Origin of the sequence: Intestinirhabdus alba (genome assembly GCF_009711095.1) — a bacterium.
GTDB classification, from domain to species: Bacteria; Pseudomonadota; Gammaproteobacteria; order Enterobacterales; family Enterobacteriaceae; genus Intestinirhabdus; species Intestinirhabdus alba.
The window spans coordinates 117,461-140,119 of record NZ_WMJZ01000007.1 but is presented as its reverse complement, the minus strand read 5'-3'; the positions used below and the strand labels follow the sequence as shown (position 1 = coordinate 140,119).

Genomic DNA, 22,659 nt, shown 5'->3' with positions numbered 1-22,659 from the left:
GCCCCTTGTAAAAAAGCGAGAAAATCGACGGCGTAAAAAAGAAAGCCCGCAGCGGGGGCGGTTAAACCCAGGGCACTGGCGCTTTAGTTATAGTAAGGTACGCCGAGCTTCTCCGACATGTCGTTGCCGTTGCCCGCCGGGCAACGCTCGCACGGAGCCTGCGGCTGCAAAATCGCCTCGCCGGGGGCGGAAAGCGAGGCTGGCTGTTCCGCCAGTCCCGCCCCTGAAAAGGTCAGCGCCAGACCCAGTGCGGTAAGCGTCAGTCGCTTCATGGTTTCAGTGATTACAGGCATTCAGCGGATGCAGATAGCGGGATTCCCCATGCATGTTGGTGACCCGGTATTTGTGCGGCGGAACGTCAAAATAGTTTTTGAACGTTCGGGTCAGCGTCTGCTGTGACTCAAAGCCATAGCGCTCCGCCAGATAGAGAATCGGCTCGTTGCTCTCTTTCAGCTTGCGGGCGATCTCGGTCATCTTGCGGCTGCGGATGTACTGGCCTAACGAGTGGCCGGTCTCTTTCTTGAACATCCGCTGCAGATGCCATTTGGAGTAACCCGAACGCTCTGACACTTTTTCCAGTGAGAGCGGCGATTCCAGGTTATCTTCGATCCAGTCCAAAATGCTATGAATAGTCATCGCGTCAGTATTGCGTCTGGACATCGTCATACCTCTTTTTTTGTTACGGCAGGATTTTCTTAAGCAGATGCTCAAGCGTTGCCACTTCATTGGCCGTTAAATTTTTTGTCAGTTCCTGGTGCAGATCCTGCCCGACCAATTGATGACATTGTTCGCAGATTGCCGCGCCGTTTTCGGTGAGCTTCACCAGCACGCCGCGTTTGTCATGGGGGTTCGGCAGGCGCTCGATCCAGCCTTTGCACAGCAGGCGGTCCAGCATACGGGTCAGCGCGCCGAGATCGACGGACAGCACTTTCTTAAGCTCGACAGGGGTAATACACGTCGCGCAGCGGATAGAGCACAGCACCCGCAGCTGCGAGGCGGTAATATCCAGCGGGGAGAGAGAGTCGTTCAGCAGACGATCTTTCTTCTGATTAACCATATAGATCAGGCGGCCCAGTGGAATCATTTCGTTAAACAGATCGCTGGTGCTTTTCACTATGGTTGCCCTGGCAAGTAATTAGTTGTCGGGGATAATATTGCCCAGGCAACTATATGTCAAATGAATGAAATACCGGATGCCACGTTTTGTCAAAACGGGTCAAATGTGCGGCAGATCACACTTCCTGAGTCCGGGGGAAAAGGCGACCGATCCCTGACCTGACTCCTACAGAATAGCCAGCTGTGTAATTTCCGCCTTATACCAGCCGTTAAATAATGGCCAGGCGAAAGTTACAAACATGAGGTCGGATTTGTTGCAGGTGTCAGAGCTGGTGATGGCCAGGCACGCCGGGCAGCGGGTGTTGAATACCTTCGGTAATGCGGCGGGTGGGCAAAAGCGGGATCGACGCAAGATCCCGCCTGCTGGTCTGCATGGGCGCGCAGTTTATCATTAACAGCGTGGTGGAGATCGTAAAGAGCTGGCCGTAGCGGCGGCTCTCCTTTTTTCCTCAGCGCCGGGGCGGCTCTTCCAGGGAGACCGGCCAGCGGCGGAAGATGACTATTGCCCATACCAGCGCCGCCAGCGCCGGTACAGCACCCACATAGCCAACTGAGGCCATCGACCAGTGCAGACTCACCTGATTACCGAGCAGCGCCCCGCCACCAATCCCGATATTGAAAATTCCTGAAAACAGCGCCATCGCCACGTCGGTGGCGTCAGGCGCTAATGCCAGCACCTTCACCTGCATACCGAGGCTGATTATCATGATGGCCACGCCCCAGATAACGCCCAGCAGCGCAAGGCGGGTTTCGCCGTCCGCGGCGGGCAGCAGCAGCGTCAGGCTCACCGTCAGCAGCGCAATGGCGACGCCGATCAGCACAGAGGCGTGCTGATTGCCGAGCCTGCCGAAGATCAGGCTGCCGATAATGCCCGCTCCGCCCAGGATCAGCAGCAGCAGGGTGGCAAAACCGGCGCTCAGCCCGGCGACGTTCTGCACGAACGGCTCGATATAGCTGTAGGCGGTGTAGTGCGCCGTCACCACTATTACGGTCAGCAGATAGAGGCTCATCAGCGCCGGGCGGCGAAACAGCAGCGGCAGGCTCTGCAGTGAACCTGAGTGTTCGCTGGGGATCCGGGGCAGCAGCTTTGCCAGGCAGAGCAGGGTGAGCAGCGCCCCCATGCCGATGGCGAAGAAGGTGACGCGCCAGCCAAAATATTGCCCGACGATGCGGCCGATGGGCAGCCCGAGCACCATCGCCAGCGCGGTGCCGGTGGCGATCAGGCTCAGCGCCTGCGCCCGTTTGCCAGGCGGGGCAAGGCGAATAGCCAGCGAGGCGGTGATCGACCAGAAGACGGCGTGCGCAAAGGCGATGCCAATGCGGCTTATCACCAGTACGGTAAAGCTCCACGCCAGGAAGGAGAGAACGTGGCTGGCGATGAACAGCGCAAACAGGCCGATCAGCAGCCTGCGGCGCTCCACCTGGGCGGTCAGCAGCATAAACGGCAGCGACATCAGGGCCACCACCCAGGCGTAGATGGTCAGCATAATGCCCACCTGGGCGGTCTGCATCGTGAAGCTCCGGGCGATATCCGAGAGCAGGCCCACCGGAACAAATTCGGTGGTATTAAAAATAAAGGCGGCGACGGCCAGCGTAACGACCCGCAGCCAGGCGACCCTGCGGGAAACCGTAAGTGTTGTCATAGGAAATCGTCGGGTTGGTTGCAAAAAGGTGAAGGAGCGATCTTAAAGCGAATGGCGTGAGCAGTTCAATTTATTTGTGATGTAGATCTCATTTATCAGCCAAATAAAAAAATGCCCGCTGTGGGGCATTTTCAAAAGGCGCATCCGCGGTTAGCTCAGCGAAGCGCCGCCGCAGACGACCAGCTCCTGGCCGGTCATCGGCGCGGCATCTTCTGAGAGCAGCCAGGCTACCAGCGACGCCACCTCCTGTGGCTTAATCAGCCTGCCGATGGGCGGAACGCGGGGAGGCGAACTCTCCCGGCCCGGCGCGCTGAGCATCGGCGTCCGGGTGGCACCCGGGGCCACCACGTTAGCGGTCACGCCTGCCGGAGCCAGCTCGGCCGCCCAGCTGCGCACCATCCCGGTCAGCGCCGCCTTGGTGGCCACGTACTGGGAGCGACCCGCCGCGCCGCGCGAGGTGCGGCTGCCGATAATTACTATCCGTCCGCCGTGGGGCAGGCGCGGGGCAAAGTGATTTACCAGCTGCTCCGCCACCCCGACGTGCAGACGCCACAGCCGACGGCTGACGTCGGGATCGAGCTGGCCTGCAGGCGCGGCGGCCATGATCCCGGCGGCGTGGATCAGGGCGTCGGGCATCGGCAGCGAGGGCAGCAGGGCGTTCAGCGCCGCCTCGTCGCTCAGGTCGATGCCGATCCCGGAAAAAGTGACATCGTCACGTTTAACCGGCGTGCGGCTCAGCCCGGTAACCTGCCAGCCCGCGTCGAGCAGGCGGCTGACGATCGCTTCGCCAATGCCGGAGCTGGCGCCGGTAACAATCGCATGGCGCATTCAGACCTCCAGCAGCGCCAGCGGCACTTTAAACACCGCCTTGCGCACCGTCCGCGGCTCCGCCACGGTGCACAGCGCCTGGTGCGGCTCGCCGGGCATAAAGAGCGCGAAATCGCCGGGGCGCAGGGTGATGGCGACGCCGTGGCGGGCATGCTGGCTGATAAACAGATCCGGCCTGCGCTCCTCGTCATCCTCCGCTGCCGCCTCGAGGGTGGCGGCATTGATGATCTCTTCCCCCTCCAGCACCACCTGGATATCCGCCCACTGGCGATGGTATTCGGTGTGGCGCTGGGCCGTCGGCTGGGTCCGGGCCGGGCCGATATTGCAGAACCACTGTGCGCCCTCCGGCTGCCAGCGTCCGTCCTCCCGCGCCTGCAGCGCCGCGAGGCGGCAGTCGGGGTGGGTAAGGATCGCCCGCAGCCGGGGCGGCAGCCCGGCCAGCGGCAGGGCATTCAGGTGACCGATTATCATATCGCACGCTCCTCAATCCATTCAGGCGTGATGCGCACGTACTTAATCGCCTGGCGGAAGTAAGTGTAGGCAATGTGCAGCTGGCCATCCGCGCCCTGTTTGATGCTGGGATAGGAGAACTCGCGGTTCAGTTTCTGCCGGGAATTATTGGTCATGCAGTAGCCGTCGCCCTCGTCGAGGTTGCGCTGCCACGGCCAGCTTTTGCCGCCGTCGGCGGAAAGGGCCACGGTCATCGGCGCGCGCGGAGCGCCCCAGAAGGCCGAGCGGCCTTCGACTGGCGTCGGCTCCTTCCGACCGTCGCCATCGTCGATCTCATCGTACAGCGAGGCGCGACGCTCCAGCGCGCCGGCGGCGCTCATAAAGTTAAACACCAGCGCCAGCCTGCCGTCCTGCAGCGTGGTGACCTGAATCGAAGAGTTATTATTGGGCAGCGTGGTCGGCTCCGGCGTCGTCCAGCTTTCGCCGCCGTCGTCCGAGCGACTGATCCAGATGTGATCCGCCCAGCGGCTGCGGAACAGAGCCACCAGCGTGCCGTCGGCCAGCGGCGTGATGTTCATATGCACGCAGCCGAGGCTCTCCGGCACCGGCACGTCGCGCCAGGTTTTACCGCAGTCGGAGGAGATTTTTACCGCGCTGATATCGTCATTACCGACCCATTTCTCACCGTCCCGGGTGCGGCAGTAAAAGACCGGCAGCAGCCAGTTGCCGTTTTTCACCACCACGATGGGCTGGCGGATAAAGGTGCCCGGTTTATCGAGCAGCGTGCCGATTTCCCCCCAGCTCTGGCCGAGGTCGTCAGACCGGCGGAAGCGGACGATGGCGGTATCCTGGTTGCCGGAGATCTGCGCGGTCCACAGCAGCCACAGCACGTTATCGGGGGCGAGAAACAGCACCGGGTTCTGTTCCGAGCGGCCCGGATCGTCGGACAGCTTTACCGCCTCGCTCCAGCGATCGCCGCCGGCGCTCAGACGCGAACTCCAGATGGAGATATCCGCAATGCCCTCCTGGGTGCCGCCAAACCAGACGCACATCAGCGAGCCGTCCGGCAGCGGCAGGATATTGGCCGCATGGTTCTGCGGGCAGGTCGAGGGCAGCATTGCCGTAACCACGCGGTTATCTTGTTCAAGCGGGCGAAGCACGCCATCGCGATTTACGGTAACGGTCATTTTAAACTCCATTATTTTCGACAGGGGTGGGAACTTTTTGCCCGGACTTATTCGGGATCAGACGATCGATAGCCATGATCAGCGCCGGGGTCAGCAGGGCGATATACATATTGTTAATGCCGAACGGATCGCCCAGCAGATACCAGACGGAGGTCATGATACAGGCACCCAGCAGGGCGCAGTTAGCGCCGCGGGCGCTCTTGAACCAGGGGGCGTAGAAAGCGATCACCGCCACCACGGTAATGGACAGGCGAATGGCGCGGGTAAAGAAGGAGAGCTTAAGCACTTCCGGCACCAGCAGCACGAAAATGAGCGGCAGAAAGCCGATAAACAGGGAGATCCAGCGGGTCATCTTAAACTCCTGCTCCGGCGTCGGCTTGCGCATCGGCACGTAGAAGTCCTTCACCACCAGCGAGGCGATAGCCAGCGCCACGGTGCTGACGCTGACGAAGATCGAGGCCACCAGTGACGTTGTCACCAGTCCGGCCAGCCACGGGTTCATGTCCTGTAAGAAGATCGGCATGGCGTACAGGCTGTCGATCTCCGGATGCAGAAACTTCGCCGCCACGCCGATAATGGCAATGGCAAGGGCGATAGGCAGGCAGAAGAAGAAGGCGATCCAGGTGGAGCGCTTCGCCGCCTTCACGTCTTTGGTGGAAGAGATCGCCTGAATCACAAACTGGGTGCAGAAAATGGAGCCGATGGTGCCGATGAGCCAGGCAAAGATGGTGCCGGCACCGATGTTGCCGTCCCAGGTCCAGTAGAAGTCAGGCATCTGCTCAATCATCGGCGTAAAGCCGCCGGTACGCGACAGGGCGAAGCCTAAAATAATCAGCAGGCCGAAATACTTCAGGGCGCTGTGCAGCATCGTCACCCAGGCGACGCCCTTCATACCGCCGAAGGCAAAGTAGAAGGTGCTGACGATGGCCGTAATAAAGGCGGCAACCGGCAGATTAACGTGCAGGACCGTTGAGATGGCCGCCGCGCCGCTGACGTAGTTGCCCACGTTCACCAGCAGCAGCGCGTAAATCATAATGATGGAAATAATGTTTTTCGTGCTGGTGCCGTACTTCTCGGCAATGGCACCGGAAATGGTGATTTTACCGGTGCTGTAGATGCGCTTGACGAGGATCAGGCCGAACAGCGGGAAGCCGATAGCGGCACCGAGCACCGACCAGGAGGCGGCAATACCGCCCTCAAAGGCGGCCTGTGCGGTGCCGATGGTGGATTTGGCACCGATATATTCGGACATCAACAGAACACCGACGATAAAGGCGGGCATGGCGCGGGAGCCTTCCATAAAATCTCCCGCATTCTTACTGCGAATGCGGAAGGTCAGCCATGTCGTGAAGATAATGTAAAAAATGACAATCCCGACGACGATCAGGGTGTCTTCAGCGGTAAATGTATTCATCTCAGCCTCTCTTCAGGGCGTGCGAATCCTGGGCACCCGCAGGTGCCCGGTTTCTTATGTCGAGTGAAAACGCCTTAGCGCGCCAGGGGCGACACGATCCGGCGAAGGGTGTTTTCCTGCTCCGGGGTAAAGGTGACAGCGTAACGGCTGCCGCCCACCTCATGTCCCATTATTTGCAGCGCTTTCTTGACCGCGGCGGGTGAAAATGCCACCTGATAGAGGGCGGTGCGTAGCCCGGTGACGCTCTCTTGCGCCTGCTGCGATCCGGCGATATCGCCCGCTTTAAAGCGGGTCCAGATGGCGTTGATCTCCCGGGGCGCGACGTTTGCCAGCCCGGAAATACAGGCCGAACAGCCGTCGACGAAGCCCTGGTGGATCAGCGAGTCCGGGCCGTTAAGGACGTCAAAGCCGTCGATATCGCTCACCGCGTCAAGGAAACCACGCAGGCTTTCATAGCTGCCGGCGCTGTCCTTGATGCCGATGATATTGGGGTGCGCCGCCAGCGTCCGCGCGGTCTGCGGTTCAATGGTATTGCCGGTGCGCGCCGGAATGTTGTAGAGGAACACCGGCACCGTCAGCGCGTCGGCGATGGCGGTGTAGTGGGCGATCAGCTCCCGCTGCTTCAGCGGAACGAACCAGGGGGTAATGACCGACACCGCGTCGACCCCCAGCGGCGCAACCTGCCGGCCGAGGCGGATCGTTTCGCGGGTAGAGACTTCGCCGATATGGGCGACCACGGGGGCCTGTCCGGCCACCTCCTCAACGCAGGTGCGGGCGACAGCCACCTTCTCCTGTTCGTTGAGCACAAAAAATTCGCCGTTGGTGCCGCCGCAGAAAACGCCGTTGCCCGCCCGCAGCTGGCGCTGTACCTGTTGTCTTAGCTCCGCAAGGTTGAGCGCGCCTTCTTCGTCAAAAGGGGTGACGATAGCGGTCAATACCCCGTCGATGTTGTTACGCATTTAATTGCTCCTTATGCATTCAGTTCCGGGAATAACGTCTGATAAATTGCCTGCACATCGTCGTGGCTGACCTGACAGGGGGCGTTATTCATCAGGCGCTTTACGTTCAGGGCGGCGTCGGCCAGCGCCGGGATATCATCGGCCGGAACGCCCAGCGCCGCGAGGTTGTCGGGCAGATTGAGCCTTTTCACCAGCGCGGCGAACCACGCCACCAGCGCCTGCGACTTCTCTTCGGCCGACAGCGTGCGGTCGGCGTCCGGCAGCAGATCCCATACCTGAGCGAATTTCTCCACGGCGTGCGGGCGCACCATCCGCATACAGGGTGCCAGCAGAATGGCGTTGGCGACGCCGTGCGGCAGATGGTATTTGCCGCCCAGCGGATAAGAGAGGGCGTGGACCAGATGGGTTCCGGCGTGGTTAATCGCCGCGCCGCCGTACCAGGAGGCCCACAGCATCTCCAGCTTCGCCAGCAGGTTGCCCGGCTCGTTGACCGAGGTTTCGATATTGTTCAGCAGCTTTTTCAGCCCGATGAGCGCGGCGTTGTCGCTGACCGGGTTGGCCACGGTGGCGGTGAAGCACTCGATCAGATGGCAGAGGGCGTCGATGCCGGTAGAGGAGGCGATATGCGCGGGCATGCTGGTGGTCAGCTCCGGCAGCAGGGCGACATAGTCCGGCAGCAGGACCTCAGAGATAATGCCTACCTTGGTATTCTGTTCAGGGATCGCCAGAATGGCGTTCGGGGTGGCCTCTGAGCCGGTGCCGGCGGTGGCCGGGATCAGCAGGGACGCCACGCGCCGCTGCGGCTTTTCGCCGTTGAGCATGGCGCTAAGGGTCGGCGAGGCGGGATGACACATTACCGAGAGCAATTTCGCCACGTCCAGCACGCTGCCGCCGCCGATGCCAATCACCATGTCCACGCTGAGGCCGACAACCCGCCCGGCCAGGGCCGCCACCTCCTGATGACCCGGCTCCGGCGGCACGCTGTCGATCAGCGTGACCTGACGACCTTCGGCCTGCAGCACATTACGGATCTGCGCAACGGCCTCCAGGCGGATGATGTTGGCGTCGGTCACCAGCAGCAGCTGGCGCTTGCCTGCCAGCAGCGGGGCCAGTGCGGAAATAGCCTGCGCACCGCTAATCACGGTGCTGTTAATTGTTGCCACAACGTTCTCCTGTCCAGTTTAGTGATTGAAATCGCTCATTGCGTTTTCATTCGCAGTCGCATCATGGGCTGAATTTATAATTTATCGCGCTGCTGAATAACTTGAGGTTGCTCACATTTAATCAAATGTGATTGAATATAATCATTGCGAATATTAACAACCCGGAGCAGGGATGAATACAGAACAGACTCAACCAGAGATCCTTGTTATCGCCGACGACTTCACCGGCGGTAATGACGCGGGCGTCAGCCTGGCGCGTGCCGGCCTGAAGGTCGATGTCGCCTTCGCGCTGCCCTGGCGCGGCGACGCCGAGGTGCTGGTGCTTAACAGCGACAGCCGGGCGATGAGCGCGCAAAGCGCCGCAGGCAGGGTGCAGGCGCTGGCCGACGCCGCACTGGACATAGTCCGGCCGCCGCTGCTGCTGAAGAAGATTGATTCCACCCTGCGCGGCAACCCCGGAGCCGAGCTGGAGGCGCTGATGCTGGCGGCAGGTAAGAAGCGGGCCATCCTCGCCCCGGCCTTTCCGCTGGCCGGGCGCACAACGCTAAACGGCCAGTGCCTGGTTCACGGAATTCCGGTGACGCAAACCGAATTCGCCAGCGATCCGAAAACGCCGGTGGTCAGCGCGGATATCTGCGCGCTGCTGCGGGCGCAGACCGCGATCGCCTGCCATCCGATGACGCTCAGCGAGTGCCGGGCGCGCCTGCGGACGCCTGCCGCCGCTCCGGAAATCTGGGTGGTGGATGCGCAAAGCGACGCGGATCTGGACGCGCTGCTTGCCGCCGCCCTGGCACAGGAGGAGCGCCCGCTGCTGGCGGGATCGGCAGGGATCTGCGACGCCCTGGCCAGGCGCTACGCCAGCCCGGCGTCCCGGCGGCTGCTGGCGGTGGTCGGCTCCATGAGCGAAATCGCTCAGCGGCAGATTGCCGCCCTGGGCGACGATCCGCAGATTACAACGCTGCTTATTGATATTGAACGGGCGCTGGACGGCGACGCCGGGGAGTATGTCCGGCAGATTGCCGCCGCGCTGTCCGCCGGCCGGCACTGCGTGGTTCATACCTGTAGCGACGTCCAGGCGCGCCATCGGGTGGCGCAGCTGTGCGCGCGCCGGGGGCTGGATCGCCCGCAGCTGGGGGAACAAATCTGCCGCTATCTCGGCGAACTGACCCGCCTGGCGCTCGCCGAAGCGACGCCAGGGGCGCTCTATCTGTCCGGCGGCGATGTCGCCACGGCGGTGGCGGCCTCTTTAGAGGCCACGGGATTTCGTATTACCGACCGGGTGGCGCAGTGTGTGCCGTACGGCTATTTTTCCGGCGGCAGCTGGCCGCGCCCGGTAATGACAAAGGCAGGGGGGTTTGGCGACGAGACCACCCTGCGTCAGGTTGTGAATTTTATCGAGGAGAAAATGAGTGAATAATATCATTGCGGTAACCATGGGCGATCCGGCGGGAATCGGCCCGGAGATTATTATTAAATCGCTGGCCGAGGGAGAGCTGACCGGTTCGCCGGTGGTGGTGGTCGGGTGTGCGCAGACCCTGAGGCGGATCCTGGCGCTGGGCGTGACCCCGCAGGCGGAGCTGCGGATTATTGAGCGCGTGGACCAGGCGCAGTTTGCCCCCGGGGTGATTAACGTCATCGACGAGCCGCTGGCCGATCCGGCCGGACTGGTGCCGGGCAAGGTCCAGGCTCAGGCGGGCGATCTGGCCTGCCGCTGCGTGAAGCGGGCCACGGCGCTGGCGATGAGCGGCGAGGTGAAGGCCATCGCCACCGCGCCGCTGAACAAAGAGGCGCTGCACCTGGCGGGACATAACTTTCCGGGCCATACCGAGCTGCTGGCGCAGCTGACCAACAGTAAAGATTACGCCATGGTGCTTTATACCGATAAGCTGAAGGTGATCCACGTTTCCACCCACGTTGCGCTGCGCAAATTCCTCGATACGCTCAGCGAGGCGCGGGTGAAAACAGTGATCCGCGTCGCCGATGACTTCCTGCGTCGCGTGGGCTTTGCCAGTCCGCGCATTGCGGTGGCGGGAGTGAATCCTCACGCCGGAGAGAATGGCCTGTTCGGAGACGAGGAGATCAAGTTTGTGGCACCGGCGGTGACGGCGATGCAGGCTCAGGGGCTGAACGTGACCGGGCCGTGCCCGCCGGATACGGTGTTTATGCAGTGTCATGAAGGAATGTATGACATGGTGGTGGCGATGTATCACGATCAGGGGCATATTCCGCTAAAATTACTCGGCTTTTATGACGGGGTGAATATTACCGCCGGGCTGCCGTTTATTCGCACCTCCGCGGACCACGGCACGGCGTTTGATATTGCCTGGACAGGTAAAGCCAAGTCTGAGAGCATGGCCGTTTCTATTCAGTTAGCAATGCAAATTACGCGAGATTAAAATGAAGGGGTATAACCGGTTAGAGCAGATTATGGACTATCTCAAAGGACATAATCTGGCGACGGTGGAGCAGCTTGTGGCGGTGACCCGAGCCTCCCCGGCGACCATTCGGCGCGATCTGATTAAGCTTGACCGGGAGGGCGTCATCAGCCGCACCCACGGCGGCGTGTCCCTCAACCGGTTTATCCCTTTGCAGCCCACCACCCATGAGAAAAGGCAGCGCAGCCTGGCGGAGAAACACGCCATCGCCTGTGCCGCCTCGGCCCTGGTCAGCCCCGGCGACGCCATCGTGCTGGACGCCGGGACCACGATGATAGAGCTGGCGCGCCAGCTTACCCATCTGCCGCTGCGGGTGATCACCAGCGATCTGCATATCGCGTTGTTTCTCTCGGAGTTTAAGCAGATTGAGGTGACCATCATCGGCGGGCGTATTGACGACTCCAGCCAGTCCTGCGTCGGCGAGCACGGCCGCAAACTGTTGCAGAACGTCTGGCCGGACGTCGCCTTCCTCAGCTGCAACGGCTGGGATCTTGCGAAGGGCATCACCGCACCAACGGAGGAGAAGGCGGGGCTGAAGCGCGATCTCATCGCCAACGCGAAGCGCCGGGCGCTGCTGGCGGACAGCTCCAAATATGGGGCCTGGTCGCTGTTTAACGTCGCCCATCTGGAGTCGCTGACCGATATCGTCACCGACGATCGGCTTGACGACGACGTCCGCACCCGGCTTGAGCAGCTCCCCGGACGCCTGACCATCGCCGGTTAATTTTCCCTCTGCGGCGGCGGAAATAAACGCCTCCCGCCGCCGCGTTATCGCGCCCTCCGGCCTGACGTAACCTGTTCCGCTCTGCTATACTCGTCGCCCTTTTCAGACCTGCGGGCAAGGAGTTCGCTGTGGCCAGGGCCATCGATAATTCACTTTTAGAGCAGATTCTGGCGGAGGTGCGGCCGCTAATCGGCCTCGGCAGGGTGGCGGATTATATTCCCGCGCTGGCCGCCGTTGACGGCGCAAAGCTGGGCATTGCCGTGTACACCGTAGACGGCCAGCTATTTCAGGCGGGCGATGCCGCTGAGCGTTTCTCCATCCAGTCGATTTCGAAAGTGCTCAGCCTGGCGGTGGCGATGCGTCACTACGGCGAAGAGGAGATCGGCCAGCGGGTGGGTAAAGATCCCTCCGGCTCGCCGTTCAATTCGCTGGTACAGCTTGAGATGGAGCAGGGGATCCCGCGCAATCCGTTTATCAACGCCGGAGCGCTGGTGGTGTGCGACATGCTACAGGGGCGACTGAGCGCCCCGCGTCAGCGTATGCTGGAGGTGGTGCGCGGGCTGTGCGGGGTGAGGGATATTGGCTATGACGGCATCGTGGCCCGCTCGGAGTTTGAACATTCCGCGCGCAACGCGGCCATCGCCTGGCTGATGAAGTCGTTTGGCAATTTTCATCACGACGTGACCACCGTATTACAGAACTATTTTCACTACTGCGCCCTGAAGATGAGCTGCGTAGAGCTGGCGCGCACCTTTGTCTTTCTGGCAAATCAGGGGCGCGCCCTTCACCTTAACGAGCCGGTGGTTACCCCGCGCCAGGCCCGGCAGATTAACGCTCTGATGGCGACCAGCGGGATGTATCAGAACGCCGGTGAGTTTGCCTGGCGAGTAGGGCTACCGGCAAAATCCGGCGTTGGTGGCGGGATCATCGCCATTGTTCCGCAGGAGATGGCGATTGCCGTCTGGAGCCCGGAGCTGGACGCGGCGGGAAACTCGCTGGCGGGAATTGCGCTGCTGGAACAGCTGACCCAGCGGCTGGGGCGCTCGGTTTACTGATGTACGCTCTCGACCCGCTATTCGCCCGCCTGGCCCGCTCGGCGTTTCGCTCCCGCTTTCGGCTCGGAATCAAGGAGCGTCAGTATTGCCTGGATAAAGGTGCGGAGGTTATCGACCGCCACGCTGGCGAATTTATTGCGAAGCGGCTGGCTCCGGCCTTTCCCGTTAACGACGGCAAGCAGACGCCGATGCGCGGGCATCCGGTGTTTATCGCCCAGCACGCGACCGCCACCTGCTGTCGGAGCTGTCTGGCGAAGTGGCACGCGATCCCGGCGGGGAAGGCCCTGAGCGATGAACAGCAGCGCTATATCGTGGCGGTGATCCACCACTGGCTGGTGATACAGATGAATCGCTGACGACGCGCGACAAGGGAAACTTGCCTTCAGCGTTGATAAGTGGCTGAAAAAGCGTTAAGCGCTGCGCCGGATTCCGACAAGTCTGCGGAAATTATTGCCGCGAATTGATCAAAACAGGGGTTCATGGTCATAAAGTTTGTTAACCTGTTGGACCAATCCAACAGGTTGTATGACTAATTAAAAAGGGAACCCATTGTGAAAACTCTAAACCGTCGCGATTTTCCCGGTGCCCACTATCCTGAACGTATCATTCAGTTTGGTGAAGGAAACTTCCTGCGCGCCTTTGTTGACTGGCAGGTAGATCTGCTGAATGAGCATACCGATTTGAACTCCGGGGTGGTTATTGTGCGTCCTATCAAGAGCGATTTTCCCCCTTCGCTCAGTACCCAGGATGGCCTTTACACCACCATTATTCGCGGTCTCAATGAGAAGGGTGAAGCGGTCAGCGATGCGCGGCTGATTCGCTCCGTTAACCGTGAAATCAGCGTCTACGATAATTACGATGAGTTCCTGAAACTGGCGCACAATCCGGAAATGCGCTTTGTCTTCTCTAATACCACCGAAGCGGGTATCAGCTATCATGCCGGCGATAAGTTTGAAGACGCCCCGGCGGTCAGCTATCCGGCGAAGCTGACCCGGCTGCTGTTTGAACGCTACAGCCACTTCAACGGCGCGCAGGACAAGGGCTGGATTATCATTCCCTGCGAGCTGATTGATTATAACGGCGACGCCCTGCGCGAGCTGGTGCTGCGCTATGCCCGCGAGTGGGCGCTGCCGGAGGCCTTTATCGGGTGGCTGGATCAGGCGAACGCCTTCTGCTCCACGCTGGTGGACCGCATCGTGACCGGCTATCCGCGTGACGAAGTTGCCGGGCTGGAGGCCGAACTGGGCTATCATGACGCCTTCCTCGATACCGCCGAACATTTCTATCTGTTTGTGATTCAGGGGCCGAAAACGCTGGCCGCCGAGCTGCGTCTCGACAACTATCCGCTCAACGTGCTGATCGTTGACGATATCAAGCCCTATAAAGAGCGTAAGGTGGCGATCCTCAACGGTGCCCATACCGCGCTGGTGCCGGTGGCGTTCCAGGCGGGGCTGGATACGGTTGGCGAGTCGATGAACGATGCGGAGATCTGCGCGTTTGTTGAGAAGGCGATTCACGAAGAGATTATTCCGGTACTCGATCTGCCGCGCGACGAGCTGGTCTCCTTCGCCAGCGCGGTGACCGGCCGTTTCCGCAATCCGTACATCAAGCATCAGCTGCTGTCGATAGCCCTGAACGGGATGACCAAGTTCCGCACCCGTATTCTGCCGCAGCTGCTGGCGGGGCAGAAGGCGAAAGGCGCGCTTCCGGCGCGTCTGACCTTCGCCCTGGCGGCGCTGATTGCCTTCTATCGCGGCGAACGCGGCGGTGAAGCATATCCGGTGCAGGACGACGCCCACTGGATCGAACGCTACCAGCAGCTGTGGAGCCAGCATCGCGACCATCAGATAGACACCAGGGCGCTGGTCGCCGCCGTCCTGTCCGTGAAAGAGCACTGGGAGCAGGATCTGACCCAGGTCGCCGGGCTGGTGGACCAGGTAACCGCCGACCTGAACGCGATTCTGGAGAAAGGTATGCGCGAGGCGGTAAAACCGCTGTGCTGAGGAGCGACCCGGCGGCGCTGAGAGCCTCCTGCAAAAGCTGACTGAGCGTGTCAGTGCCCCGTTTTGCCGGGTTTTAGCAAGACGGGCGAGGGGCTGATTTTATCCGCCGGGTTATTGGTGGAGAATGTCGCAGGGCATTCTCCGCTAATTCTGTTCTCGTACCCTTTTAATAGTTACAACATACTATAAGGCGTGCCTTAAAACCGAAAAAGCGTAAACTCCGCTGCATCAGCGGCCTGACAGGGCACAATGAGCAAAGGCCGTACGGGTAATGTGGTTGAAAGTTTGAAGTTGATCACGTTTAATGAGCAGCGCTTTCCCATTTCGAAGATAATCATGATCGTTCGCCCTAAACAACACTGGCTCCGCCTGATTTTTGTCTGGCACGGCTCCGTATTAGTTAAAACCTTTTCGCGCCTGCTGCTTAACTTTGTATTTTCCATCGCCGTGATCGTTATGCTGCCCTGGTACACCATGCTGGGCATTAAATTCTCCCTCGCGCCGTTCAGCATACTCGGCGTGGCCATCGCCATCTTTTTAGGCTTTCGCAATAACGCCTGCTATGCCCGCTACGTTGAGGCGCGGCAGCTCTGGGGCCAGCTGACGATTACCTCACGTTCGCTGCTGCGCGAGGTTAAAACGGTGCTGCCGGAAGAGCAGCGCACAGGGCAGTTTATCAGGCTGCAAATCGCCTTTGCCCACTGTTTGCGTATGACCCTGCGCCGTCAGCCGCAGCCGGAAATGCTGGCGCAGTACCTGAACGAGCGCGACCTGCAGCGCGTTTTTGCCTCCAACTCGCCGGCAAACCATATTCTGCTGCTTATGGGGGAGTGGCTGGCGACGCGACGCCGGGAAGGTCAGCTTTCTGATATATTATTTCATAGTTTAAACAACAGGTTAAATGATATCTCCACCGTGCTGGGCGGCTGCGAGCGGATCGCCAATACGCCGGTGCCGTTTGCCTATACGCTTATTTTGCACCGTACGGTTTACCTGTTCTGCATCCTGCTGCCGTTTGGCCTGGTGGTCGATCTGCACTATATGACGCCGTTTATCTCGGTACTTATTTCTTACACCTTTATCTCTCTCGATTCGCTGGCTGAAGAGCTGGAAGATCCCTTTGGCATGGAAAACAACGATCTGCCCCTGGACGCTATCTGCAACACCATTGAGATTGATTTGCTGCAGATGAACGATGAGAGCAATATTCCGCCGAAACGGATGCCGGATAAGCACTATCTGCTTTCCTGAACAGCCGCCTTACTGAGGAGTAAGATCGCCGAAGAGGGGGAAAAGCGTCCTGTTATTCAGGGTAACCTTTCAGATAACGAACGACAGCCATTAGCTGTCAATGCGGCAGATTATTATTTTTAGCATCACGATATTTCATAGCATGATGCGTTGATAATCCTCAAACTATAGCGTTTTTATAGTCAAAAAGCGTTGAAATTTTATTCACGGCGTTCGTAAAAACATCAGTTATGCGGCGTAGCTGAGGCTGCCGACATCACTGAACAGCGTTTTTACGATAACCAGGAGCGTATCCATGAAAAAATTTCAAACGGTTTTAAACAAAACGCGCTTACCCGGCAAACAGTTAATTTCACCCCGTTCAGCCAGATACAACGCCGCGCTGCCGGTTATTCCCGGTCTGCTACTGGCAACCACCGGGCTGATCGCTCCCGACACCCTTCAGGCCGAGACGCAGCGCTGCGACAGCGAATCTACCGTGCTGTGTTCTGAGGGCAGGCAGAAAGCTGCCGTCGGACAGAGCCAGAAGCTCGCTGCTGTCAGCGTTAAACCCGATAACGGCAGGATGGTGATCAATCAGGGGACTACGGTAACGCTCTCTGCCGATAAGAACACCGATGCCGAATGGAATAACTTTAACGGGCTGACCGTCGGCAGCGTTACCGAAGGCGATCTGATCGTTGACGGGCGGACGATAGGGGCGAAGGCCGGGACGATTGGCCAGGGGAGTCGTGGGTCGGTGCTTTTAACTCACGGTGCCGGATGGCAAATGGGTGCCCACCTTGTGCTCGGTACAGAAAACGGCGACGGCAGCGTGCGGGTTGAGGACGGCAGCTACATCACCGGCATCAGAGAGCTGCGCATCGGCGAATTCTACGAGGGTGCGACGGGAGCAATGGTCATTACCGGTGAAAATAGCTCCGTGGCCGCCGCATCTGGCGTTGTCGGTGATAAGGGCGTGGGCCGGCTGGATATCCTCGACGGCGGACGGCTTTCCATTGCGGGGCAGATGAACATCGGCTATGTCGGCAATACCAACACGAGCCAGAGCAAGGGCAACGGCACGGTTAACGTAGAGGGAGCTGGCTCAACGCTGGAAACCGGCAATGGCCTTATTTTCGGCGGGTTTAGCGAAGATAAGAACGATGCGAAAGGAGAGCTGATCGTCAGCGACAGCGGGCGGGTTAAAGCCGACGGCTTTCTGTGGCTTGGTATTGGCTCCGGCAGTACTGGTATTGTTAACGTGGGGGGCAGACAGGGAGAAGCCGCGCGGCAGGCTGGCTCTATTGAGACGCCGCTGATTTTTCTCGGTAACCGAATTAATCACGACAGCCTGGCGGTACTCAACTTCAACCATACCAGCGAAGATTACACTCTGAGCGCGCAAATCCGCGGCGACGGCGTGGTTAGCCATGAAGGCCCGGGCACCACGCTGCTGAGCGGTAGTAATGACTGGAGCGGGCGGGCCACCGTCAGCAACGGGACGCTGCGCGCCGGCAGCAGCCGCGCTTTCAGCAGCAATGCGGATTTTTCGGTGGCTGAAAAGGGAACCCTGGATCTTAACGGCTACAGCCAGAACGTGAAATCCCTGACTCTCGGCGGAACCCTGAGCTTTGGCACGCCGAAGGCCGGGCGCGATCCGCTGGCGCTGGCAGGCAGCGTTTTTACCGTCAGCGGGGATTACGTGGGTGATAACGGGCTGCTGATCCTCAATACCGCCGAGGACAGCGCGCAGCAAAAATCGCTGGTAAACCAGCTCCACGTTCAGGGCAGTACTTCAGGGACAACCCGGGTAGCGCTTAACGAGCTGGGCACCGCCGCCGTCAGCGACTTAAACGGCGCGCAGGTGGTGCGCGTTGACGGCGCATCGGACGGCGAGTTCGTCGCTCAGGGGCGGCTGGTTGCAGGTGCCTGGGACTATGCGCTACAGCGCGGGGCGAATACAGAGGAGTCCGCGCAAATACCCGATTCCAATCACTGGTATCTGACCAATACATGGACGCCTGCAGAAGATGATCCTGAAAAAGAGCCGATTCCCGGACCGCAGCCTGAACCCGATCCCCAGCCGGCTCCTGATCCAGCGCCAGAATCAGAGCCTGTGCCGCAACCTGAACCGCAACCAGAGTCTGTGCCGGTTCCGCAGTCCGATCCCGTGACGCCGGACGTGCCCGTTCCGCAGCCTGAACCCGGCAAAGAGGCGGTTTATCGTCCGGAAATGGGGGCTTATCTGGCGAACAGTGTTGCCGCCAATACCCTGTTTAACACCCGGCTTTACGATCGTCTGGGGGAAACGGAATATATCGATCCCGTTACCGGCGAATCGCGGGTAACCAGCCTGTGGCTGCGTAACGTCGGAGGCCATACCCGTTTTCGTGATACTTCCGGTCAGCTGCGCACGCAAAGCAATCGCTATGTGGTGCAATTGGGTGGGGACGTGGCGCAGTGGAGCGCCGGTCTTAACGACCGCTGGCATTTAGGGGTTATGGCAGGGTACGCTAACAGCCAGAGCAACACCCGCTCCTCGATTTCCGGCTACCGGGCAGACGGCACGGTTTCCGGCTATAGCGCCGGTTTTTATCTCACCTGGTACGCTGACCGTGATGATAAAGATGCCAGCTATGTTGACGCCTGGATGCTGTACAACTGGTTTGATAACAGCGTATCGGGCGACGGCCTGCCGCAGGAAAACTACCGCTCCCGTGGGATCACCGCCTCGCTTGAGGCCGGACACGCTTTCCTGCTCGCTGAGCAGGCGCGGCTGAGCTACTGGCTACAGCCCCAGGCGCAGCTGACCTGGATGGGCGTCTCCGCTGACGATCGGCGGGAGGCGAACGGCACGCGGGTCCGCGACCAGGATAAAGGTAACCTGCAAAGCCGCCTGGGGGTAAAAGCCTGGCTGCGCGGCCACAGCCAGCGTGACGAGGGCAAAGATCGGATGTTCCAGCCCTTTGTTGAGGCTAACTGGCTGCACAATACGCGCAGCTATGCGGTTTCAATGAATGAGATCGAAGGTAAGGTAGACGGCGCAAGAAACATCGCTGAAGTCCGGGCCGGCGTGGAGGCGAAGGTGAATACTCGTCTGCATCTGTGGGGTAATGTCGGCCAGCAGATTGGCGACAGCGGCTATAGCGATACTCAGGCCGTACTCGGTATTAAACTTGTGTTCTGATGCTGTTTCCCCCGGCGTTAAAACCGGGGGAGTTTTATCGACTACTTTTACGCAGCGGCTAATATCATCACCGGCCATTTTTAATATTAACTAAAAGTGTTAATTCATCGTCAGCATCACTCTTTTACGCCGTGAACAACGCCAGAAACCAGCGTTACAAAGCCTTTCTCAGCTTCAGCAAAGCAATGCTCCAGATCAAACTTTCCCGCTCTGCCGCCGTGATACATATAGGGTGTTTTATTCTTGCGTAATAAATTAGTCATTCATTTTATACCCTAAATAATTCGAGTTGCATGACAAAACGCAGCGTGTTTTGAACCGCCGTAGCGCTGGCCCCGGAGGGGGCCGACAAATCTGTCGGGAGCAGATTTGAATGCCGCGCAGCGGCGGCCCGTCAGGGCGAGCCTCATGGATGAGACGAGTAACCCGTAGCCAACGCACATGCGATTTGAATGAAGTATGACGGGGATATTTATTTAACGCCTGGCCCACCTGTGCGAGCGCTGCCCGGGTTCAGAATAATGGTAAGTGAAATAGCCCTGATGGGCCAGGCTCTTAGCTTTCGTCGGATTTATTTTTCGTAACAATATTAATAACGGGTCGGTTCTATGAATAAGCAATCCCTCACAGATATACGCAGTGGAAAGCAAAATAATCATGAAGATTTTTCCGTGCCGCCAGAAATTAGTCATCTTGGCGATTTACCGCTTTATCGGGCCGTCGCCTGGTGGGGATTACTAAGAGGAAGCGCCTTCTCCCGCGGCGACGTTAGCGAGGCGTTTCACATCGATTTGCGGCGCGCCAGCGGCATTCTGCACTATATCTGCCATCGCAACGAGGGTAACGATATTACCTTTGAGGTGCGCAGGATCCCCATTCGCGGCGGCCGCAGCCAGCTAATGATGCGCATTCTGGCGGTCTCTGATAAATCGCCCGCCGACGGTAAGCGGGTCGGACGGAAGCCGGGCAAGAAGAAGGACGATCGGGATCGGCTTTTGTCACGCTGGCTGTTGTCCCGACCCAAAAGCGGTGACATTGTCAGCATTGCAGCATGGAAAGCGGCCTGTCCGGTAGATTACGCCATGCTCAGCGAAGAGCATGAGGAGAAAACGGAGTTTCTCGATTCTGATGCGCTTCGCTCCTGAATTAAATGACGGCGTGCACGCCCTTCGGAGGCGGTGTCCGCCATCATGGACGTTGACCAGCGTGATGCTGTAAACATTTCTGACTCAGCAGAACATGGATAAAAAGTGTGCTTGCAGAGAGTATTGATGCCGCCATATAATAAGGCACCTTACTACATGGCGACGATAGCATGAAGCTTGAACAAAAATATCTCGCGCTTCTTCAGGAGGCCCGGCAAAAGAGCGTGCCCGACGTAGAGGGGATCCGCTTATGTTTTAAAACGCTGTCACTGGCTGCGGCAATCGATCGGGACTGTGCCGCGCTGCTGGCACCGCATGGCCTGTCTGAAGGGCGCTTCGTTATTCTGTTCCTGCTCGATGCCGCAGCGGACGGACTGGCTCCTAACGCGCTGGCAGAACGAGCGGGCGTTACGCGCGCCACGGTTACGGGCCTGCTGGATGGCCTGGGACGAGAAGGTCTGATTGAGCGACATCTGAACGCCAGCGATCGGCGGGCGCTATGTATCCGGCTTACGGAAAAAGGAAAGCAGGTAGCCAGGACCGTGTTTGAGCAACATAGCCGCTGGATTGCCAGCCTCTTCGGCAACCTTTCTGCCGGGGAGCGTCAGCAACTGGGCGTCCTGCTGGAAAAGATTGCAGGTAACACGGGCGGCCATGCGCAATAGCCCCGTGCGAAGTCTGCTCACTGACGCCATCCGGCGTTACTCAACGCGCTATGCGCGCTACTTAAGGTCAAGGAGAAAACCTTATGTCATACTATCTGATCGAACTTTATACACCCAACGCCCAATGGAAAGCGCTGACCGCCGAACAACGCCGATCGTTTCTGGAAGGTATCGGTGGCGCAATGGAGGGCTTAGCCAGCCTGGGCGTTGAACTCCTCACGCTGACTGAAACAGAACCGGGATTAGATAATAGCACCGGGCATCGTTTTTTAGGGATCTGGTGCTTTCCTGATGCTCAGGTTCGCGATGCGCTGTTGGCAGGGATTAAGGCCAGCGGCTGGTATGATTACTTTGATCATCTGAATGCGGCGGGGGCGGACGGTGATTTCGTCAGCCATCTTCGTGCTCTGGAAAAGATATAAGCGCGAGTGCCTGCTCTGGCCGGTACGGCTGACCGGGTAGAGCAGGGGAGAAGGTGCGTTAAACGCTGGCGTATCGCTTTGCAGGAATAGATAGCCGGTTGTGCACATGGAATGGATGTTTGTCTCAAAGGAAAAGACGATATGATGAAGTATTCAGTAACGGTTTTTAATCTTCGCACTTTAATACTGGCGGGGCTTTTCTATTATGGCGCAGCGCAGGCAGAGCGCGTCCACGTTGATACATTTATCGGTGAATGGCAGGTGAAGCATGTTTATATAGATAGTCAGCGAGCCAGTCGCTCGGCGATTCCTTTTGACGATCCTCTGCTGGTCGGCCGCGTTATGTCGCTGACACCCGAGAAGATTACGGGAAGATACCTGAGCGAGCCCGGCTGTGAGCAACCGGTATTAATCGCCCAGTCGACAACAACGCTGAACCATCTCCTGGCGTTAACCCTTGGCGATGATACCCGCATTAATCTGGCAAGGGATTATTTGCTCGAAACGCAGGGCGATAATAATGTCGTCCCATTTTTAATTGAATGTTCCAGCGGTATGGTGGGGCCTGCGGGTGAAAACATCGCTAACTGGCTGACGATGATGGATAAGCAGACCCTGCTGACCAACTGGCAGGGAAATACGTTATTGCTGTTACAAAAATTATCGCCAGGCGTCGCTGAAAAACCCTCTTTTAGCTGTCAGAAGGCAGGAAACATTACTGAAAAGACTATCTGTAAATTTCCCACCCTGGCCGCATGGGATCGAAGCGTTGCGGCAGCCTATGAGATAGTCGTTTTTCAGACAAAGCAAACTGGCATTGAGGTTACCGGGAGCCTGGCCGCGCTTAAAAATGAGCAGCGCCTGTGGATCGCGGAAAGAAATCGCTGCCGGGACGATCGGGCCTGTATTGAAACGAAAATGGTTGCCCGGGTTAAAAGCCTGATGGAAAAAGCGAATTAAACGAAAGCACTCGTAAGTTTCGTCTGGAGAAACGGATGATTTTGAATCACTGTCGATAGTAGCCATTTGA

The 22,659-nt window shown here is 58.9% G+C and carries 23 protein-coding genes; 12 read left to right on the top strand and 11 right to left on the bottom strand.

What is annotated here, in order from left to right:
• Positions 1 to 83 precede the first annotated feature (83 nt).
• From marB to GJV78_RS07335, 10 genes are all read right to left on the bottom strand, one after another.
• The gene (gene marB / locus GJV78_RS07380; protein WP_155107713.1) at positions 84 to 293 is read right to left on the bottom strand and encodes a multiple antibiotic resistance regulatory protein MarB; all 210 of its coding nucleotides are present in this window, start codon (positions 291 to 293) and stop codon (positions 84 to 86) included.
• Positions 277 to 660, bottom strand: coding sequence for an MDR efflux pump AcrAB transcriptional activator MarA (gene marA, locus GJV78_RS07375; RefSeq protein WP_155107712.1), 384 nt, complete (start codon positions 658 to 660; stop codon positions 277 to 279). The genes marB and marA overlap by 17 nt, the downstream gene beginning before the upstream one ends.
• 19 nt (positions 661 to 679) lie before the next feature.
• The gene (gene marR / locus GJV78_RS07370) at positions 680 to 1,114 is read right to left on the bottom strand and encodes a multiple antibiotic resistance transcriptional regulator MarR (RefSeq protein WP_167519426.1); all 435 of its coding nucleotides are present in this window, start codon (positions 1,112 to 1,114) and stop codon (positions 680 to 682) included.
• A gap of 451 nt (positions 1,115 to 1,565) precedes the next feature.
• Positions 1,566 to 2,759 carry a sugar transporter gene (locus GJV78_RS07365; protein WP_155107711.1) on the bottom strand — a complete coding sequence of 398 codons (1,194 nt, stop codon included), beginning with the start codon at positions 2,757 to 2,759 and terminating at the stop codon, positions 1,566 to 1,568.
• A gap of 150 nt (positions 2,760 to 2,909) precedes the next feature.
• Positions 2,910 to 3,587: an SDR family oxidoreductase gene (locus tag GJV78_RS07360; RefSeq protein ID WP_155107710.1), complete on the bottom strand. Its 678-nt coding sequence runs from the start codon at positions 3,585 to 3,587 to the stop codon at positions 2,910 to 2,912.
• Positions 3,588 to 4,058, bottom strand: a complete 471-nt coding sequence (locus GJV78_RS07355) for a YhcH/YjgK/YiaL family protein (RefSeq protein ID WP_155107709.1) — start codon at positions 4,056 to 4,058, stop codon at positions 3,588 to 3,590.
• Positions 4,055 to 5,224 carry a sialidase family protein gene (locus GJV78_RS07350; RefSeq protein ID WP_155107708.1) on the bottom strand — a complete coding sequence of 390 codons (1,170 nt, stop codon included), beginning with the start codon at positions 5,222 to 5,224 and terminating at the stop codon, positions 4,055 to 4,057. The genes GJV78_RS07355 and GJV78_RS07350 overlap by 4 nt, the downstream gene beginning before the upstream one ends.
• Position 5,225: 1 nt before the next feature.
• Positions 5,226 to 6,638 (bottom strand): sodium:solute symporter family protein, encoded by a 1,413-nt coding sequence (locus GJV78_RS07345; RefSeq protein WP_155107707.1) that lies wholly within the window; start codon positions 6,636 to 6,638, stop codon positions 5,226 to 5,228.
• A gap of 74 nt (positions 6,639 to 6,712) precedes the next feature.
• Positions 6,713 to 7,597: a dihydrodipicolinate synthase family protein gene (locus GJV78_RS07340; protein ID WP_155107706.1), complete on the bottom strand. Its 885-nt coding sequence runs from the start codon at positions 7,595 to 7,597 to the stop codon at positions 6,713 to 6,715.
• An 11-nt stretch (positions 7,598 to 7,608) separates the two neighbouring features.
• Positions 7,609 to 8,760: an iron-containing alcohol dehydrogenase gene (locus GJV78_RS07335; protein WP_167519425.1), complete on the bottom strand. Its 1,152-nt coding sequence runs from the start codon at positions 8,758 to 8,760 to the stop codon at positions 7,609 to 7,611.
• A gap of 172 nt (positions 8,761 to 8,932) precedes the next feature.
• On the opposite strand from GJV78_RS07335, the gene dtnK reads away from it, so the two are divergent.
• From dtnK to GJV78_RS07295, 8 genes are all read left to right on the top strand, one after another.
• Entirely contained in the window at positions 8,933 to 10,177 is a 1,245-nt protein-coding gene (gene dtnK, locus GJV78_RS07330; protein WP_155107705.1) for a D-threonate kinase, read from the top strand.
• Positions 10,170 to 11,156: a D-threonate 4-phosphate dehydrogenase gene (locus tag GJV78_RS07325; RefSeq protein WP_167519424.1), complete on the top strand. Its 987-nt coding sequence runs from the start codon at positions 10,170 to 10,172 to the stop codon at positions 11,154 to 11,156. Before dtnK ends, GJV78_RS07325 begins: the two co-directional genes overlap by 8 nt.
• 1 nt (position 11,157) lies before the next feature.
• Positions 11,158 to 11,919, top strand: coding sequence for a DeoR/GlpR family DNA-binding transcription regulator (locus tag GJV78_RS07320; protein ID WP_155107704.1), 762 nt, complete (start codon positions 11,158 to 11,160; stop codon positions 11,917 to 11,919).
• 128 nt (positions 11,920 to 12,047) lie between these two features.
• Complete coding sequence (gene glsB, locus GJV78_RS07315) at positions 12,048 to 12,974, top strand: glutaminase B (protein WP_167519423.1); 927 nt, start codon at positions 12,048 to 12,050, stop codon at positions 12,972 to 12,974.
• Positions 12,974 to 13,330 carry a DUF4186 domain-containing protein gene (locus tag GJV78_RS07310; RefSeq protein WP_155107702.1) on the top strand — a complete coding sequence of 119 codons (357 nt, stop codon included), beginning with the start codon at positions 12,974 to 12,976 and terminating at the stop codon, positions 13,328 to 13,330. The genes glsB and GJV78_RS07310 overlap by 1 nt, the downstream gene beginning before the upstream one ends.
• A 195-nt stretch (positions 13,331 to 13,525) precedes the next feature.
• The gene (locus GJV78_RS07305) at positions 13,526 to 14,977 is read left to right on the top strand and encodes a tagaturonate reductase (RefSeq protein WP_167519422.1); all 1,452 of its coding nucleotides are present in this window, start codon (positions 13,526 to 13,528) and stop codon (positions 14,975 to 14,977) included.
• Positions 14,978 to 15,313: 336 nt separating this feature from the next.
• A complete protein-coding gene (locus tag GJV78_RS07300) occupies positions 15,314 to 16,228 on the top strand; it encodes a bestrophin family protein (RefSeq protein ID WP_155107752.1) in 915 nt (304 codons plus the stop codon).
• Positions 16,229 to 16,523: 295 nt separating this feature from the next.
• Complete coding sequence (locus GJV78_RS07295) at positions 16,524 to 19,397, top strand: autotransporter outer membrane beta-barrel domain-containing protein (RefSeq protein WP_155107701.1); 2,874 nt, start codon at positions 16,524 to 16,526, stop codon at positions 19,395 to 19,397.
• A 116-nt stretch (positions 19,398 to 19,513) separates the two neighbouring features.
• Here the strand turns inward: GJV78_RS07295 and GJV78_RS07290 are convergent, their stop codons facing one another.
• Positions 19,514 to 19,660, bottom strand: a complete 147-nt coding sequence (locus GJV78_RS07290; protein ID WP_155107700.1) for a hypothetical protein — start codon at positions 19,658 to 19,660, stop codon at positions 19,514 to 19,516.
• A gap of 345 nt (positions 19,661 to 20,005) precedes the next feature.
• Between GJV78_RS07290 and GJV78_RS07285 the strand changes: the two genes are divergently transcribed.
• The 4 genes from GJV78_RS07285 to GJV78_RS07270 all read left to right on the top strand — a co-directional run bounded on the left by GJV78_RS07285 (position 20,006) and on the right by GJV78_RS07270 (position 22,589).
• Positions 20,006 to 20,542, top strand: a complete 537-nt coding sequence (locus GJV78_RS07285; protein WP_155107699.1) for a CaiF/GrlA family transcriptional regulator — start codon at positions 20,006 to 20,008, stop codon at positions 20,540 to 20,542.
• A gap of 170 nt (positions 20,543 to 20,712) precedes the next feature.
• Positions 20,713 to 21,207 carry a MarR family winged helix-turn-helix transcriptional regulator gene (locus GJV78_RS07280; protein WP_155107698.1) on the top strand — a complete coding sequence of 165 codons (495 nt, stop codon included), beginning with the start codon at positions 20,713 to 20,715 and terminating at the stop codon, positions 21,205 to 21,207.
• A gap of 83 nt (positions 21,208 to 21,290) precedes the next feature.
• Complete coding sequence (locus GJV78_RS07275; RefSeq protein WP_155107697.1) at positions 21,291 to 21,629, top strand: DUF6616 family protein; 339 nt, start codon at positions 21,291 to 21,293, stop codon at positions 21,627 to 21,629.
• A gap of 141 nt (positions 21,630 to 21,770) precedes the next feature.
• Complete coding sequence (locus tag GJV78_RS07270) at positions 21,771 to 22,589, top strand: lysozyme inhibitor LprI family protein (protein WP_155107696.1); 819 nt, start codon at positions 21,771 to 21,773, stop codon at positions 22,587 to 22,589.
• Positions 22,590 to 22,659: the final 70 nt, after the last annotated feature.

What these genes read in the sequence shown, in the direction of transcription:
- marB (WP_155107713.1), bottom strand. Translation starts at nt 293, where the DNA reads ATGCCTGTAATCACTGAAACCATGAAGCGACTGACGCTTACCGCACTG.
- marA (WP_155107712.1), bottom strand. Translation starts at nt 660, where the DNA reads ATGTCCAGACGCAATACTGACGCGATGACTATTCATAGCATTTTGGAC.
- GJV78_RS07365 (WP_155107711.1), bottom strand. Translation starts at nt 2,759, where the DNA reads ATGACAACACTTACGGTTTCCCGCAGGGTCGCCTGGCTGCGGGTCGTT.
- GJV78_RS07360 (WP_155107710.1), bottom strand. Translation starts at nt 3,587, where the DNA reads ATGCGCCATGCGATTGTTACCGGCGCCAGCTCCGGCATTGGCGAAGCG.
- GJV78_RS07355 (WP_155107709.1), bottom strand. Translation starts at nt 4,058, where the DNA reads ATGATAATCGGTCACCTGAATGCCCTGCCGCTGGCCGGGCTGCCGCCC.
- GJV78_RS07350 (WP_155107708.1), bottom strand. Translation starts at nt 5,224, where the DNA reads ATGACCGTTACCGTAAATCGCGATGGCGTGCTTCGCCCGCTTGAACAA.
- GJV78_RS07345 (WP_155107707.1), bottom strand. Translation starts at nt 6,638, where the DNA reads ATGAATACATTTACCGCTGAAGACACCCTGATCGTCGTCGGGATTGTC.
- GJV78_RS07340 (WP_155107706.1), bottom strand. Translation starts at nt 7,597, where the DNA reads ATGCGTAACAACATCGACGGGGTATTGACCGCTATCGTCACCCCTTTT.
- dtnK (WP_155107705.1), top strand. Translation starts at nt 8,933, where the DNA reads ATGAATACAGAACAGACTCAACCAGAGATCCTTGTTATCGCCGACGAC.
- GJV78_RS07320 (WP_155107704.1), top strand. Translation starts at nt 11,158, where the DNA reads ATGAAGGGGTATAACCGGTTAGAGCAGATTATGGACTATCTCAAAGGA.
- GJV78_RS07310 (WP_155107702.1), top strand. Translation starts at nt 12,974, where the DNA reads ATGTACGCTCTCGACCCGCTATTCGCCCGCCTGGCCCGCTCGGCGTTT.
- GJV78_RS07300 (WP_155107752.1), top strand. Translation starts at nt 15,314, where the DNA reads ATGATCGTTCGCCCTAAACAACACTGGCTCCGCCTGATTTTTGTCTGG.
- GJV78_RS07295 (WP_155107701.1), top strand. Translation starts at nt 16,524, where the DNA reads ATGAAAAAATTTCAAACGGTTTTAAACAAAACGCGCTTACCCGGCAAA.
- GJV78_RS07290 (WP_155107700.1), bottom strand. Translation starts at nt 19,660, where the DNA reads ATGACTAATTTATTACGCAAGAATAAAACACCCTATATGTATCACGGC.
- GJV78_RS07285 (WP_155107699.1), top strand. Translation starts at nt 20,006, where the DNA reads ATGAATAAGCAATCCCTCACAGATATACGCAGTGGAAAGCAAAATAAT.
- GJV78_RS07280 (WP_155107698.1), top strand. Translation starts at nt 20,713, where the DNA reads ATGAAGCTTGAACAAAAATATCTCGCGCTTCTTCAGGAGGCCCGGCAA.
- GJV78_RS07275 (WP_155107697.1), top strand. Translation starts at nt 21,291, where the DNA reads ATGTCATACTATCTGATCGAACTTTATACACCCAACGCCCAATGGAAA.
- GJV78_RS07270 (WP_155107696.1), top strand. Translation starts at nt 21,771, where the DNA reads ATGATGAAGTATTCAGTAACGGTTTTTAATCTTCGCACTTTAATACTG.